This window comes from Candidatus Nanohalobium constans (assembly GCF_009617975.1).
In the GTDB taxonomy this organism is placed as follows: domain Archaea; phylum Nanohalarchaeota; class Nanosalinia; order Nanosalinales; family Nanosalinaceae; genus Nanohalobium; species Nanohalobium constans.
The window spans coordinates 923,930-937,426 of the sequence record NZ_CP040089.1; the positions used below are offsets into that span (position 1 = coordinate 923,930).

Consider the following 13,497-nt stretch of genomic DNA (forward strand, 5'->3'; position numbering starts at 1 on the left):
TAAGTAGTAACACTTGTTGTTAAAAGCTAAACAGAGAATTTTGTGGTTGTGACAAAACGATACATCATAATTGGAGATGGGATAGCTGGCGCCACGGCAGCGGAAAATATTAGAGACAGGGATGAAGATGCTGAGATCAAGGTTTTCACGGATGAAGATACTGCGTTGTACAATCGTATCATGTTGAAGAATTACATGAAGGGTACTTTGCCTAAGCAGTATACTCAGATGCATGACATGAACTGGTATGAGAAAAGAGATATTGATCTGCATTTGGAGACCAGAGTTGAGGAAGTTGATACCATGGAGAAAGTGGTTTCTGCAGGCGATGAGGATTATTCTTATGATAAATTACTTGTCGCTACAGGCGGCGCCCCCCGAAAACTGCCTCAAGATGAAAATTTTGAGAATCTACATTATATGTGGACGATGAATGATGCCACTGAAATCAAGGAGTCGGCTGAAGAGGCTGAAGAGGCTGTAGTAGTTGGTGGAGGGCTTCTAGGGATTGATTTAGCGATGGCTTATGCTTCGAATGATTGCGAAACTCATTATCTGATCAGGGGAAGTAACTGGTGGCGTAGAGGTCTTGATGAGGAAGGTGCAGAAATTATTCATCAGAAGATGGAGGAGAAAGGTGTCAATGTAGTAACCGAGACGGAAGTCAGCAGTTTAGAAGGCGGGGGAGAGGTTGAGAAAGTAATCTCTCAGGACGGCAGAGAGTTTGAATGTGATGAGGTTGCTGTAGCTATTGGTCAGACTCCTAATTCGGACATAATTGATGTGGAGAAGAATGAAGTCGGCATGATCAAAACTGATGAGTACTTGGAGACCTCTGCTGAAGGAGTTTTTGCCGCTGGGAACATGGTTGAGTACGAGTCTCCTGTGTTTGAGAAGAGGGCTGTGAATGGTTCCTGGGATCACTCAGAGGCAATGGGAGAACGGGCAGGAGCAAACATGGTCGGAGAGAAAGCCGAGTTTGATTTCGTGAATACTTACGGTGTCGGCCATTTCGATGTACAGTTCCTAGCAATCGGCGACTGGAACGGAGAACCGGTTTCAAAGAAATACTCCGAAGACGAGTACAGAAGGCTCTTTTTCGATGGGGATAGATTGGTGGGCGCGGTTATGATCGGTTATACGAAAGGTCAGAAAGAGTTGAAGAGTATGATTAAGGAGAAGAAAGAAGTTAACGATAAAGAGGAATTAATTAGTCAAGACTAGTTCTTTTTCGACCTGGTCTTTTAGCTGGAATAGCATGTTTTCGACTATTTCGTCATCTTCGTTGTATGTGTTAGAAGTAGCCATAGCGTTCTTATCATGAGGGCTGCCTCCAAGATAGCAGTTTCTTCCTGGTCCACTTATTATCACTCCAGGATTATCATAGTCTCCAACAGCTCTTACCGAATATTCACTAAGATCAACATCTTGCATATTCGGAGTTTCAGTATCAAACACATCGCTCTCATCATGATCGCCTTGAGCAACCTTCTCAAGATATTCAGGTTCTAATCTACTTTCAAAAAATTCAACAACATATTCAACAGCTTCATCTGTAGTGTCAAGCCCTGAGACTTCATCAGAATCCAATAACATATGTAAATGTTAGCAACAAATAATTTAATCTTTAAGCTGGCGCACATTACAAAAAGCTATTCGTGCTCAATTTCTACTTCATCCAAGACGCTTAATGCGTCTGGAGAGACAAAAGCAAGGTCTTGCCAGTCCTTTGTCATTCTTGGACAAGCACAGTTGACATAGACATCAATACCGTAGCCTTTGTAATCTGGTTCGAAGATGCGGTCTTCTACAAATACATAGACATCTTTACCATGCTTTTCCAGTTTCTCTTTGGCTATCTGGACTGCTCTTCTGTAGTTCTGACCTTTCTTGGAGCTAGTTACTATTCCCCATTTCTTCTTATCTTTGTGCTTTATGACCCGAGCGTGCTCTGCTCTTGTCTCGTCGTCGAGGCTGTTTGCTGGTTCTACCCAGATATGCTCCTCGTAAGGATCAACAACATAGACTTTCTCTCCTGTCTCGCTGACTTGTGAGGGGTGGAAGTGTCCACTGCCGAGGAATACGAATGCGTCGACCTTTTCCGCGATATTATGTGCTGCTCCTGCGTCACAGCCAAGGACCTGTCCTGGTTCGGTTGTTCTTAGTCCTGTTTTGCCTTCTACTACTTCGTATCCTTTTTCTTCTAGGAATTCTCTTGCTTCTTCGGCTCTGTCCATGTACTGCGTTACTCCGACTAGACCTACTGTTTCTTCTTCTATCTCCTCATAGTGTTCTCTGAGGGTTGGCATGATTTCTCGGTCTTCTCTGTATGGCAGGTAGTATACATTGAAGTCGTCCATGTCCGCTCCTTCAGGGTGAAGAAATCTGGTGTGACCTACATGAATCAATGCTTCAGCCCCCATCCTCTCAGCCTTCTCATCCGCTATACCGCAAGCTCCAAAGGTTGAGGCGCCTATCATAACCGGTTCTATACCTTCATTCCGGAGCTTGTCCGCATAAGTGATTAGTTCATCTTTGATTCCGTCAGGTCCTTGAAGAGCTACTTTATCGTAGCCTTCTTTCTTGACTTCTTCTAGGACTTCTGATAGTTCTTCGTAGTTCCACTGTTCGCGGGCTTCCTGCTTTTGTTCTGTCATAAAGTAGAAGTGGTGAGGAAAACTTTTTTAGTCACGTATCTGATCTAGCATGAACTTCTTCTCAGCTCTCAAAACCTGTTTCCTGAATCCCTCTTTTTCATCCTCTGGAACCGCCAAGACCTCAACACCATTTTCAACCACAGAATAAAGTAAACTGTCCGAAGCTTCATCCAAAGCAAGAACACGGATGTCTGAAACTGTTTCCAAAGCCTTGACTAGTGCTTCACTGCTTATCTCTCTTGAGTCAACTAGCTCAGGGCTTTCAGCCAGTATTTCTTCACATGTTTCAGCGAACTCTACTTCAGAATCCTGAATATTGAAAGGATTTTCCAGCAGCTGTGGAAAGTCTCTGATGGACCTGATTTCGATAGCTGTAACACTTGATACTCCTGGCACAGTTTCAGAGGTTTCTTCTGTGTTCTGATTGTTTCGTGGCCTCCTTCCTGGTTCTTGCTGGGATTCGTTTTCCGTGTTTATTTTATCGGTGCTTTGAAGTGAGAAAACTGCTGGAATTCCTTTTCTGCGGGCTTCCTGCGCTTTTGTGGATGTAAAACCTCCTTTCCGTGCTACCTGCGGAATGTTGATATCTTCTGGTTTGTCGACTAATCTGTAGTCTTCTCCCTGTCTGCCTGTTATCTCTCCTTCTGAAACCTTGAGTGCTTCGAGATCAGGATCTACATTAAGAGAGTCGGTTTGGAAGGCGTCTACAATGTAGAATGTTCCTCTCTTGTATACAAACTTTAGGCTCACTCCTTCGCGCTCTGCTTTCTTAGCCAAGTCCCGTACTTCGCTGTCCTGGAATGTTTGACTGTTTTTTGAGACTGTTCTAGTTCTTCTCTGTCCATTCATAGGGTTTCGAGTTACCTTCACCTGTTTTCGTGGTACTCGAGTATCAATTATAGATTTGTTTTGTAATAGGTAGAACTCTGGGACTGTGCCACCTTCTTCCAGGCTATGTCCTAGTCCTTCTACTACTTCAACTATAGAATGTCTTCTCGTATAATTTTGTACTACTGCTCCCGTATAGTCTGGTTCTATCATTTTCTGGAATATTACTGCGGGCGTAGAATCGTTTTCCTGGTAGTAAGATGCTAGAACTTCTTTCAATGCAGTTTCCAGGTCCGAAGATCCTACATTGAGCCTGTACTTGGATTGGCTGTCGCCGTCAGAAATTCTTACCGATACCCTCTGGTTTTCTCTCTGGCCTCCGACAAGATCTCTGGCTTGTCCTGAAGCTTTTCTGACTTCGCTGCTCATCCCTATATCATCGTAGGCATCGTATATCTCTTCGGATAGTTCTTCCGGTACTTCAGAGTTCAGTAACTGCCTGGGATCATTTTTCAGGTATTTCCCAACCTCTCTCTTAGTCAGTACGAAGAAATTAGGTACTTCAAAAGCCTGTATAGAGCCTAGTTGAGCTGCTTTACTGCCGACCTGCTTCCTGTCCAAGTTACCTTTCCACTGAACCATTAAGAAAAAGTTAGGTTTAGTTGGTTAAAATCTTTACTGGTCAAGCTTGACTCTGCATTTGACAGGCATCTTGTGAGTAGCCCGTTCAAGTGCCCTCCTAGCTTCCTGGACATCCCCTTCATCGACATCAATCTTGTAGACTTTCTGTCCTTCATCGATGATCGCTGATCGTCCAATCGGTCGTCCGAAAGGCTTACGCATACCTTCATAGTAACGGTCTGCCTGTGCTACACCAGCTAACGGGTGGTAACGCAAAACATGATGCGGATACGGAAGAATCTTCGCAAAGTAATCCTCTTCAGGATCCATAACCTTGTTTAAGTGAGATGTGATTGCGATTCTGCCGGCTTCCAATGCCTCACTTCTAATATTGACATCTTCCTCGACAACCAGTTTAACCGTCTTCTCAAAATCCCCATTCTTCACTCCCATATCATACTGAGTGACTCGTGGAGCTGGAGCCCCTTTGATGAAGTTATCGCTCTTCTTCTGACTCTGCCGCGTATACGGCTGACTTGGTTGCTCTCTGTAAATCCTTGCCGGTCGATCTCCCATAGTTTTGAAAACCTCGTAGAAAACAACAGTCAGATTAAATTTTAAATAGGGAAGGCTATTCAAAGTATCCTTTTTCTGAAATTTTGTCAAGGTATTCAGCAGCATCCTCTGCCAGATCATCATCCAACAATGCAAAAACTTGACAACCTCTCACAGCCTGATTCTCACTTTTGTTCTCCATGCCCGCCATGATGCTCATTATGCCGAAATAAAGATCCTCAAGTTCATCATCTCTCAAACCGAGGTTGTATTCTTCTTCAACCCTTCCGACAGCATATTCCTGCAGCGAATCAAATTCTCCAGATATGTAGCCATCCAAAAATTCTCTACCCCAACTATCCTTAGAATAAAGCCTGAAAGCTGCTTTTATTAGGTCCGACTTCTTATTTCCGTCCTCTTCAAGCATACTTTCGGCAGGGTCGCTAAACTCATCAGGAACTCTACCGCTTTGAGTGGTAGTTGTATTTTTACCAGACATATTACCTATAAGTGGCAACAAAATATAAAAGCTTTGGGGCTATTGACTACTTTTTTAGTCTAATATTGAGATAGTTTTAATGTGACAGTTCACATCTTTCAAATTGGCTGCAGGGACTTTGGAAAGTATGGTTTTGAGAAGCTTGTTGATAAGGAGAGATTTTTTCCTGAGGATGTAGTTTTGGAAGGTGTTTGTGAGAAGGATTTCGAAAGGAGAGAGCAAGCTGAGAGGTTTGCTAGGTCTTCTGGAGTTGAGTTAGATTTTTATGATCGGGTTGACGAGCTTTATGATGTTGCTCAGGATGTGGATGGAACTGTTTTGATTTATGATGCTGGTCCTGTTCAGAGGCATTCGGATCATATTCAGCGTTCGTTGAGAAATGATTTCTATCATTTGGCGGAAAAGCCTCCTTCTTTGAGTCGTGAAGAGCATATAGCGGAGAGAAAACTGGCTACAAAACATAATGTGCATTATAAAGTTGATTTTATTGAAAGAGAGAGCCCTGTAATTAAGAAGGCTAGGGAAGTAGTGGAGAAAGCAGATGTTGAAAGTATAAAGGTTTTCCGTGAGTCTTCTGCAGGGGTTCAACGGATTTTGAAGCCTGTTGAGCATGTTCATATGAATGAGGGTTGTGTGCTTGACAAAATGATTCATGATATCTATATTATGGACTTTCTGGAAGGCAGGGATGTTGAGTTAGATGGTGTGGAGAATGTTTCGTTTATGCCTCGGAGTCTGGGCGGGGAGAAGCTGTTGAGGATTGATGGCGGCTCTTCAAGAGATGTGTCGTCAGAGATTTCACTGGGCAGTGTTTCAGCTTCTTTCTCCGCAGACAGCACAGATATCAGTCTTAATGCCTCCTGGCTGGGTCTTTCCAACGAGGCAAAAATTTACGATAGAGATGTCCGTGAGAAATTTGATGAAGATCTTACAGAGTCCGTTTACAGCGAGATAGAGGACAAAGGCTTCCTGGACGAGGAGGCTCGTTTCTTCGTAATTAAAGAGGAAAAAAGGACGATTGTAGGAGATCTGCTGCACTCAGCGCTCTACGACCTAGAGAACGGTACAGAGTTTGACGTAGATGTTTATCCTCGCGACCAGCTCTACAGAGTCCTGGAGAGAGCAATTGTAGACGCCGCAGGAGGAGACGTAGAGGATGTCAGCGAAACCGAGCTAGATGTATTCATGAACGCATTGTTCGATGTCCAGGATATGGCAGGGAGTAAAGACATAGAAGTATTTGATGCAGTAGACAGCTCCACGGAAAAAATTCGCTCCATGATCATAAATGATAAAACTGAGTTAGACAAGGATGACTTGAAAGGTGTCGCAAGTTGAAAGCAATCATTCCATGCGCAGAAAAAGAGGAAAACCTGTTCCCCTTCTCCGAAACCAAGCCCACCGCACTCATGCCGGTAATGGGCAAACCACTAATCGAACATAATATCGAAGCACTGGAGGAGAACGGAGTAGAGGAAATCTACATAGTTGTAAACCATCTGCAGGAACAGTTCTCAGACCGGTTTAAAGACAGAGACGGCGTAAAACTTGTACACCAGGAAGAACTGGACGGAACAGCGTCTGCAGTCAAAACATGCGACTTCATAGAGGACGACTTCCTTGTATTAAACGGAGATGTTATAGTTTCCGAAAGAGATATCGGAAACCTTCTGCAAAAGTTCAGAAATACTGGAGAAACAAGTATACTTGCCACAGATGAGAAAGCACCTGAAAAGTTCGGAGTGCTCAGCATTCAGAACGACGAAGTAGCAGATATCCAGGAAAAACCCGAAGAACCAGAAAATCCACTGGTTAATACCGGTATCTATGTCTTTAGCCCGGAAATTTTCGAAGCTATAGAAGACCTGGAAGAAGACGAAACCAGTATCACCGACGCCGTCAGAGACCTGATAGAGTCTGAAGGTGCTCGATTCGAACTAGTACAGGATTACTGGATCGATATAGGTTCAGGAGAGAAACTCTGGAAAGCAGATCAAATCAAAAGAGAATACGAAATAGAAGAATCGGAAATAAGCGGAAAGGCAGAAGTAAGCGAAGACGCAGCCATAGAAGGAGAAGCAGTAGTTGAAGAAGGGGCAGAGATTAAGCCTGGAACAGTCATCGAAGGAAAATGCTTCATAGGAGAAAACAGTATTGTCGGTCCGAACACAACGATCAGAGGCTCAAGCATCGCCGATAACTCCCAGTTAGATCACTGCAGTATTGAGAACAGCCTAGTTTTCGAGAGCAACATAGTTGACTCCTTCGTCGCAGTCGAAGGTACTGTGCTGGCAGAAGAATGCGACATAAAATCAGGCACCGTAATCAGAGAATGCTTGATAGGTGCCAGAAGCTTTATCGACATGAACAACTCCATCAGAGGTACCAAGTTCGTACCTGACGCACGGACCGACCTGGGCGAAATCAGCAAGTAGGAACAGCCAGCATGAGAGCAGCCAGCAGGATATTAAATTCTTCTTGAGAAGTCATAATTGTGAAAGCAGTTATACTGGCAGCCGGCAAGTCAAGCCGTTTCAAGCCGCTCAGCGACAAGAGACACAAAGCACTGACAGAAGTAATGGGCAAACCACTGATCCAGCACACAATCGACGCACTAAGAGATACAGAAGTAGAAGAAATCATAGTAGTTCAAGGACCTGAAAGAGAAATAGAGGATTCAGGCGTAGATGCTGACCGGTTTGTAGTGCAGGAAGAGCCAAAAGGTATGGGCAACGCACTCCAACAAGCTGAAAAATATCTAGAAAACAGGTTCCTGGTCCTAACACCTTACAGATCGAAGGCTTCAGAGCTCTACCAGCCAATGATTGACAAAGCAGAAGAAAATGATACTGAAACCATTTTCGTGGCATCAGAAACAGAAAACCCAGAGAAATACGGCATATTAGACATAGAAAACGGTAAAGTCAGCGACATAGTCGAGAAGCCTGACCTTGAGGAAGCACCAAGCAACATGAAGGCTGTAGGGATGTATATGCTAAGCAAAGACTTCTTCAACTACCTAAATAACACTCAAACCAAGGAATACCAGTACGAAGAAGCCCTTTCAAACCAGATGAAAGATAAAAAAGCGTCATTTGTAGAAGCAGAAGAAGATCCCAACTCGATAAAATATCCATGGGATCTCTTCGAAGTCATGAAGGAGCTTTTAGATAACTCAGAAAGAAGTATAAGTGGAGAAGCTGAGATAGCAGACTCAGCAGAAGTAAAAGGAAAAGTTATAGTAGAAGAAGGCGCCAAAATATTTGAAAACGCTGTAGTAAAAGGACCTGCCTACATCGGAGAAGATGCAGTCGTAGGAAACAACGCCTTGATCAGAAACTATTCCTGCATCGAAAGAGGAACTACAGTTGGAGCCAACTGTGAAGCAAGAAACACTTCTTTCCAGCCTGAAAGCTCCATGCACTCTCAGTTCGTAGGAGACTCAATAATAGGTAGAAACACGAGTATCGGAGCAGGAACAGTCATAGCCAACAGAAACTTCCGAGAAGACGGTGAAAGACCGGAAATCAGTACAGATTTAATCGGGAAGGACTACAGCAAAGAGACAGGAAGAAACTCTCTAGGCTGCTTCATCGGCGAGAATGTAGATATAGGAGTTAACTCATCCATCATGCCTGGCGTTCAAATCGGCAGCGACTCGAAAATAGGTCCTGGAACAGTAGTTAAGGAAAATGTAGAAAACGATACTACTGTTTACAGCAGTCAAGAGGTTGAAAAGAAGTGAAAATCGGCGTAGACTTTGACAGAGTCCTTTTCAAGACCGATGACTTCAATAAGCACCTGAAGCAGGAGGTTGAAGGATTGGAACATGTGGATAGTTCTCCTACAAATGATCACGGAGTTTACAGCCCGGAAATTCACGCAGAGCTGTGCGGAATTGATGTAGAAGAGATATACAAGGTTATGGAAAATCTGGAGAAGTTTCTCTACGATGACTTAGATGTGCTGCAGAGTTCAGAGCACGAGATATTGATAGTCAGTCGTGGTGAGACTGAGTTCCAGAAGAGAAAGATCGAAGGCTCAGGAGCAGACGAATACGCTGACAGGGTCGTAGTAGTGGAAAAAGGATCAAAAGAAGTAGAAGACATTGATTTCTTGATCGATGATAGAAAGAAGGAGCTAGAAGATGCTGACTTACCTGGTTTTGAATTTGACAGAGAAATACATTCCTTGAGAGATGCTCTGGAAGAGGCTGAGAAGCATGAAGCCTGAAAAAGTGTTCAAGAGATACGATGTAAGAGGAAGATATCCTGAAGAATTAGATGAAGAGTTTGTTGGGATGATGGGCGAAAGTTTGGCGGCCTTCGCCAAGGAAAACTATAATAACAAGGTTGTAGTATGTAGAGACACCAAGAAAAGCTCTATGCAGCTTAAAGAGTGTTTGATCGAAGGTTTACGATCTCAGGGCATTGATGTCTTGGATATTGGGATCGGTCCTACGGACATGGCTGCCTTTCAAGGACAGAAAAACAACTGTATCAGCGTCCAAGTAACCTCGTCCCACATGCCACTGGACTTTAACGGATTGAAGTTCATGTATCCAGAGGGAAACGGTTTCGTGAACGAAGATCTCAATAAGTTAGAAGAACTGTTCCATAAGAAAGGGAAAGGTAAGAAGGAGGAAGGAAGCTATATGGAGATTGAATCTGCGAGAGATGAATACAGTGAGGCTCTTGAAAACTTCGTTAAGGAAAAAATAGGAGTTCCTGACGACAGAAGAATAGTTGTTGAGACAATGGGCGGCGCCGGGTCTCATGTTTTACCTGAAGTCTTGGAGAATCTCGGATTCGATGTGGAAACAGTTTCAGGTGAAAAGCTGCCTTACCGTAACCCTCCAAATCCCAAGCCAGAGAACTTGAAGGATTTAGAGCGAAAGGTCGAAGAGAATGACGCCTACATAGGTTTGGCGCTGGATTTAGATGCGGATCGAGTTACTGCATACTTTGAAGGAGAATGGATTTCCGGCGACGACTTATTCTGTATCTTCGCACAGCTCTTCCAAGGAGATGTGGTTGCTTCTGTAGATACAGATACTAAATTAGAGGAGTTCGCGGAGAATATATATTATACTCGTGTTGGAGATCCGTTTGTGATAGATGAAACCATTGAGAAGAACGCTGTTCTCTCTGGAGAGCCTAATGGACACTACTGTTTTCCAGAGTTCACAAACTATAATTCTGGAACTTTAGCCGGATTAATACTGGCGTGCAGCAACCTGGAGGAATTAATGGCGAATATTCCGGAAAGCCATATTGCTCAAGATAACTTCGAGTTTGGAGATAACTCTGATGCAGAAGAAGCTATGGAGAAGTTCAAAGAATGTGTTGAAGACAAGTTTGAAGTCTTGTCGACTGTTGATGGTGTTAAGTTTGATTTGTATGGCTCTACTGTTTTAGCCCGTTTATCAGGATCTTCACCTGTTATCCGTGTGAAATGTTTTGATGAGATGGAGAAGAGGGCTGAAGATGCTTTGAGTAATGTTCGAGAAATCTTCGGGAAAGACATAAATCATTAGAGAGCTGTTCTTTGTGTATGGAAGAAGACGAACTGTTGTACGAGTTTAAGCAAGGTCCTTATGATGTGCTTGAGTTTGAGGTCAGAGAGAAAGATGAGAAAGCTGTAATTGAGATTAACGGCGGTGACTTAGGTCGATTGCCTATTGAGAACTTGAAGACGATTGATGAGCTGCGGAATGCTCTGGATGAAATTGAAAGGGTTATTGAAGAGAAGGAGCGTCGTAAAGAAGATCTTTGAAACAAAAAGAAAGAAGAATAAGACTAGTTAAGAGATGTTAACTAAGTTTTTATACATCTCTTGCTTTTACGGTCTTTCGTCCGTTCTCTTGTGCTCTTTCTACTGCTCTCTCGACTAGTTCTTTGACTTCGTCGTCAAGTGCATCGTAGAAATCGCTTCCGACATTGACGCCATCTGCAGCGTCACGAACGCCAGACTTCTTAAGTACATCTACCATGTTAATTCACCAAGTAAAGATTGGAACGCCCGGTTTTTATAGGTAAGGGCGGTTACTCCGTGAAAATCAACCGAACAACCACCTGTAGACCGAATAATGTGTTGAACCTGGATAACACTTTTCAGTAATCTGAAGAGTTAAGCTTTGCTTAGGCGCATTAACTGACCCAGATAAATGTTTTCAAGACCGGTATGTTGTTATATGGTTCGGTTTTTATCGAACAGTTTCCTTCTAGAATTAAAAATAATGCTTCACTAAGTTTGATTTATGGAGTTAGACTTTGATACAGTTAAGGCTCTTTCCTCGCAGACCCGGATACAGATTCTTCACGAAACAGTCTCTAAAGAGCCGACTCCTACAGATATAAGTAAGTCAATAGACCGGAGTAAATCCACCGTCTCTTCACATCTCTCCAAGCTTCAGGAAGCCGGACTTGTGGAGAAGGACGAGGTTGATGGGCGGAGAAGAGTAATTTACAGAGCTACAGATAAAACCGAGACGATTTTGAAAGGTAAAAACCAGAAGGTTAAGTTCTCCATCCTGTCAACTGTTTCAAGCATCTGGATCGGAGTAGGATTAACATTAAGCAGTTTAAAAAACATAACAGAGACAGGATCAAGTGCTGCTAAGAGTCAGGCAGGGCAGATGGGTGCTATGGCGCTGGATAAGACAGAAAGTACTGCTTCAGAGACAGGTGGAGCGTTTTTATCTAATTTTCAGCCCGTTGATTCTCTGCTTTTCGTAGGAGTATTTTTCCTTTCGATCGCGTTAGCAAGCCTCATATACGGATTGTTTATGTCTCAGATAGGCGGTCGGGAAAAGGTTTCTCAAGCTCTTAAGTCTTGACAATCCTTACTATATATAAGGAAAAGCTAGAATGTTTTTGAGATAAAAAATTTGGAATAGTCGTGAAACTGTAATATGCCTACATGCCAACTTTGCGGAGAAGACACAGAGTCAACTAAAAAAGCTAAAATCGAAGGTGCAGTCCTCAAAGTATGCGATTCATGCGCAGAAATGGGCGAAACCATCAAGACAAAGTCCAAGAAATCGAAGAAGAAAAGAAAGAAGAAGAGGAAGAATAGAAGCAAGTCAGAACAAAAAGTACTGGCCAATAATTACGGAAAGAAAATCAGAGAGGAAAGAGAAGATAGAGAGCTGACTATGGACGAACTGTCCGACCAGATTAATGAGAAGACATCAGTAATCCAGAAGGTTGAACAGGAGGAACTGAAGCCAGATCAATCATTGGCAGGTAAACTATCCAAGAAACTTGGAATAGACCTGTATGTCAACCCACAAGTCACCGACTACGATGACACAAGTGATGGAGACAGCAGGAAAGCCACATTAGGCGATGTGGCCGACATAAAAAACTAAATTCTTTCTTTATTCCTTTACTTTTCCATTGCAGTTTACTCTAAGACCATGAAGCACCGCGATCTCTCCTAGTCCGCAAAGAGTCATTTCTGGCATCTCATTTACTATCTCACTTTTCACACCGTTCTCTATAGATTCCAGTATGGTGTCAAAATGATTCAATGCTACAGCACCCCCGAAAATTATCTTGTCTGGGTTGTACAGATTGATGAGATTGGCTACACCAACACAAGTCCTGTGCTTAAACTCATCTAGAGCTTCTTCGGCATTCTCACCTTCTACCTCAAAGAGCTCCTTCGGATCATCAATTTCCAAATCGTGGAGTTCATGAGCCATGTTAGTAAGATTATTGCCCGAACAGTAGGCCTCCCAATGGCCAGTACCGCCACACCCACATTCAAGCTCTTCCCCAATCTTCATGTGACCAACCTCACCGAAGTTACCATCGCGCCCTTCCACCAAGTCACCGTTAGAGATGAAAGCCGCTCCAATACCAGAACTTATAGTGATATAAAGAAGATTTTCTGCAGTTTCACCGTAATAATATTCTCCTAATACTGCAGCCGCACAATCATTAATTATTTCCACTTCAGCAAATTCTTCAAGAGGATCCTTAAGCTGAACAAACTCCTTATCGATGTTAGGAGGATAAAACAAGCCCTTATCCTTGTCAATCGGTCCCGCTGCAGCAACAGCAACCTTTTCCAGCTCAGGATAATCTGCTTCCTCCAGAACAGACTTTACAGACTTGTTAATATCACTTAGGAAGTCTGCTGTCTTAATTTCCTTGACTTTTCGGAAATCATCGTCTCCTACTCCGAAAAAAGTGTTAGTGCCTCCAATATCAATACACAGGAACGCCATAATACAATGTAATACGAAGAACTGGTTTAAATTAACACAGTGAGAGAAGTCAAAAATTTTCCAGTAGAAGTAGGGTGAATCACCCATAGAACACAGCCTTC

At 43.1% G+C, this 13,497-nt stretch carries 16 protein-coding genes; 9 read left to right on the forward strand and 7 right to left on the reverse strand.

Translation table 11 applies throughout. The features are described from left to right. Positions 1–48 precede the first annotated feature (48 nt). Positions 49–1,224 (forward strand): NAD(P)/FAD-dependent oxidoreductase, encoded by a 1,176-nt coding sequence (locus tag LC1Nh_RS05800; RefSeq protein ID WP_217907034.1) that lies wholly within the window; start codon positions 49–51, stop codon positions 1,222–1,224. On the opposite strand, the gene LC1Nh_RS05805 is transcribed toward LC1Nh_RS05800, so the two are convergent. Genes LC1Nh_RS05805 through LC1Nh_RS05825 form a run of 5 tightly spaced genes read right to left on the reverse strand, consistent with a single transcriptional unit; the run spans position 1,207 to position 5,160 of the window. After that, positions 1,207–1,596: a hypothetical protein gene (locus LC1Nh_RS05805; protein WP_153550758.1), complete on the reverse strand. Its 390-nt coding sequence runs from the start codon at positions 1,594–1,596 to the stop codon at positions 1,207–1,209. The genes LC1Nh_RS05800 and LC1Nh_RS05805 overlap by 18 nt on opposite strands. 56 nt (positions 1,597–1,652) lie before the next feature. Continuing rightward, entirely contained in the window at positions 1,653–2,657 is a 1,005-nt protein-coding gene (gene dph2 / locus LC1Nh_RS05810) for a diphthamide biosynthesis enzyme Dph2 (RefSeq protein WP_153550759.1), read from the reverse strand. Positions 2,658–2,684: 27 nt separating this feature from the next. Further along, positions 2,685–4,127 carry a PEP/pyruvate-binding domain-containing protein gene (locus LC1Nh_RS05815; RefSeq protein WP_153550760.1) on the reverse strand — a complete coding sequence of 481 codons (1,443 nt, stop codon included), beginning with the start codon at positions 4,125–4,127 and terminating at the stop codon, positions 2,685–2,687. A gap of 33 nt (positions 4,128–4,160) precedes the next feature. Next, complete coding sequence (locus LC1Nh_RS05820) at positions 4,161–4,682, reverse strand: 50S ribosomal protein L16 (protein WP_217907035.1); 522 nt, start codon at positions 4,680–4,682, stop codon at positions 4,161–4,163. Between the two features lie 55 nt (positions 4,683–4,737). Further along, positions 4,738–5,160 (reverse strand): hypothetical protein, encoded by a 423-nt coding sequence (locus LC1Nh_RS05825; RefSeq protein ID WP_153550762.1) that lies wholly within the window; start codon positions 5,158–5,160, stop codon positions 4,738–4,740. Between the two features lie 81 nt (positions 5,161–5,241). Between LC1Nh_RS05825 and LC1Nh_RS05830 the strand changes: the two genes are divergently transcribed. The 6 genes from LC1Nh_RS05830 to LC1Nh_RS05855 are packed head-to-tail and all read left to right on the forward strand — an operon-like array spanning position 5,242 to position 10,935. After that, positions 5,242–6,498, forward strand: coding sequence for a Gfo/Idh/MocA family oxidoreductase (locus LC1Nh_RS05830; protein ID WP_153550763.1), 1,257 nt, complete (start codon positions 5,242–5,244; stop codon positions 6,496–6,498). After that, positions 6,495–7,595: a sugar phosphate nucleotidyltransferase gene (locus LC1Nh_RS05835; protein ID WP_153550764.1), complete on the forward strand. Its 1,101-nt coding sequence runs from the start codon at positions 6,495–6,497 to the stop codon at positions 7,593–7,595. Before LC1Nh_RS05830 ends, LC1Nh_RS05835 begins: the two co-directional genes overlap by 4 nt. A gap of 59 nt (positions 7,596–7,654) precedes the next feature. After that, positions 7,655–8,905, forward strand: coding sequence for a bifunctional sugar-1-phosphate nucleotidylyltransferase/acetyltransferase (glmU, locus tag LC1Nh_RS05840; protein ID WP_217907036.1), 1,251 nt, complete (start codon positions 7,655–7,657; stop codon positions 8,903–8,905). Next, on the forward strand, positions 8,902–9,393 hold the full coding sequence (locus LC1Nh_RS05845) for an HAD family hydrolase (protein WP_153550766.1): 492 nt from the start codon (positions 8,902–8,904) through the stop codon (positions 9,391–9,393). Before glmU ends, LC1Nh_RS05845 begins: the two co-directional genes overlap by 4 nt. Continuing rightward, on the forward strand, positions 9,383–10,696 hold the full coding sequence (locus tag LC1Nh_RS05850; protein WP_217907037.1) for a hypothetical protein: 1,314 nt from the start codon (positions 9,383–9,385) through the stop codon (positions 10,694–10,696). The genes LC1Nh_RS05845 and LC1Nh_RS05850 overlap by 11 nt, the downstream gene beginning before the upstream one ends. A gap of 17 nt (positions 10,697–10,713) precedes the next feature. After that, positions 10,714–10,935, forward strand: coding sequence for a hypothetical protein (locus LC1Nh_RS05855; RefSeq protein ID WP_153550768.1), 222 nt, complete (start codon positions 10,714–10,716; stop codon positions 10,933–10,935). A 49-nt stretch (positions 10,936–10,984) separates the two neighbouring features. Here LC1Nh_RS05855 and LC1Nh_RS05860 read toward each other — a convergent pair whose 3' ends face one another. Beyond that, complete coding sequence (locus LC1Nh_RS05860; RefSeq protein WP_153550769.1) at positions 10,985–11,152, reverse strand: histone H3 family protein; 168 nt, start codon at positions 11,150–11,152, stop codon at positions 10,985–10,987. A 267-nt stretch (positions 11,153–11,419) separates the two neighbouring features. On the opposite strand from LC1Nh_RS05860, the gene LC1Nh_RS05865 reads away from it, so the two are divergent. Next, positions 11,420–11,998: an ArsR/SmtB family transcription factor gene (locus LC1Nh_RS05865; protein WP_153550770.1), complete on the forward strand. Its 579-nt coding sequence runs from the start codon at positions 11,420–11,422 to the stop codon at positions 11,996–11,998. Positions 11,999–12,073: 75 nt separating this feature from the next. Further along, positions 12,074–12,532, forward strand: a complete 459-nt coding sequence (locus LC1Nh_RS05870; protein WP_153550771.1) for a multiprotein bridging factor aMBF1 — start codon at positions 12,074–12,076, stop codon at positions 12,530–12,532. A 9-nt stretch (positions 12,533–12,541) separates the two neighbouring features. Here the strand turns inward: LC1Nh_RS05870 and LC1Nh_RS05875 are convergent, their stop codons facing one another. Beyond that, entirely contained in the window at positions 12,542–13,483 is a 942-nt protein-coding gene (locus LC1Nh_RS05875; protein WP_153550772.1) for an ROK family protein, read from the reverse strand. Positions 13,484–13,497: the final 14 nt, after the last annotated feature.

What these genes read in the sequence shown, in the direction of transcription:
- LC1Nh_RS05805 (WP_153550758.1), bottom strand. Translation starts at nt 1,596, where the DNA reads ATGTTATTGGATTCTGATGAAGTCTCAGGGCTTGACACTACAGATGAA.
- dph2 (WP_153550759.1), bottom strand. Translation starts at nt 2,657, where the DNA reads ATGACAGAACAAAAGCAGGAAGCCCGCGAACAGTGGAACTACGAAGAA.
- LC1Nh_RS05815 (WP_153550760.1), bottom strand. Translation starts at nt 4,127, where the DNA reads ATGGTTCAGTGGAAAGGTAACTTGGACAGGAAGCAGGTCGGCAGTAAA.
- LC1Nh_RS05820 (WP_217907035.1), bottom strand. Translation starts at nt 4,682, where the DNA reads ATGGGAGATCGACCGGCAAGGATTTACAGAGAGCAACCAAGTCAGCCG.
- LC1Nh_RS05825 (WP_153550762.1), bottom strand. Translation starts at nt 5,160, where the DNA reads ATGTCTGGTAAAAATACAACTACCACTCAAAGCGGTAGAGTTCCTGAT.
- LC1Nh_RS05850 (WP_217907037.1), top strand. Translation starts at nt 9,383, where the DNA reads ATGAAGCCTGAAAAAGTGTTCAAGAGATACGATGTAAGAGGAAGATAT.
- LC1Nh_RS05855 (WP_153550768.1), top strand. Translation starts at nt 10,714, where the DNA reads ATGGAAGAAGACGAACTGTTGTACGAGTTTAAGCAAGGTCCTTATGAT.
- LC1Nh_RS05860 (WP_153550769.1), bottom strand. Translation starts at nt 11,152, where the DNA reads ATGGTAGATGTACTTAAGAAGTCTGGCGTTCGTGACGCTGCAGATGGC.
- LC1Nh_RS05865 (WP_153550770.1), top strand. Translation starts at nt 11,420, where the DNA reads ATGGAGTTAGACTTTGATACAGTTAAGGCTCTTTCCTCGCAGACCCGG.
- LC1Nh_RS05870 (WP_153550771.1), top strand. Translation starts at nt 12,074, where the DNA reads ATGCCTACATGCCAACTTTGCGGAGAAGACACAGAGTCAACTAAAAAA.
- LC1Nh_RS05875 (WP_153550772.1), bottom strand. Translation starts at nt 13,483, where the DNA reads ATGGGTGATTCACCCTACTTCTACTGGAAAATTTTTGACTTCTCTCAC.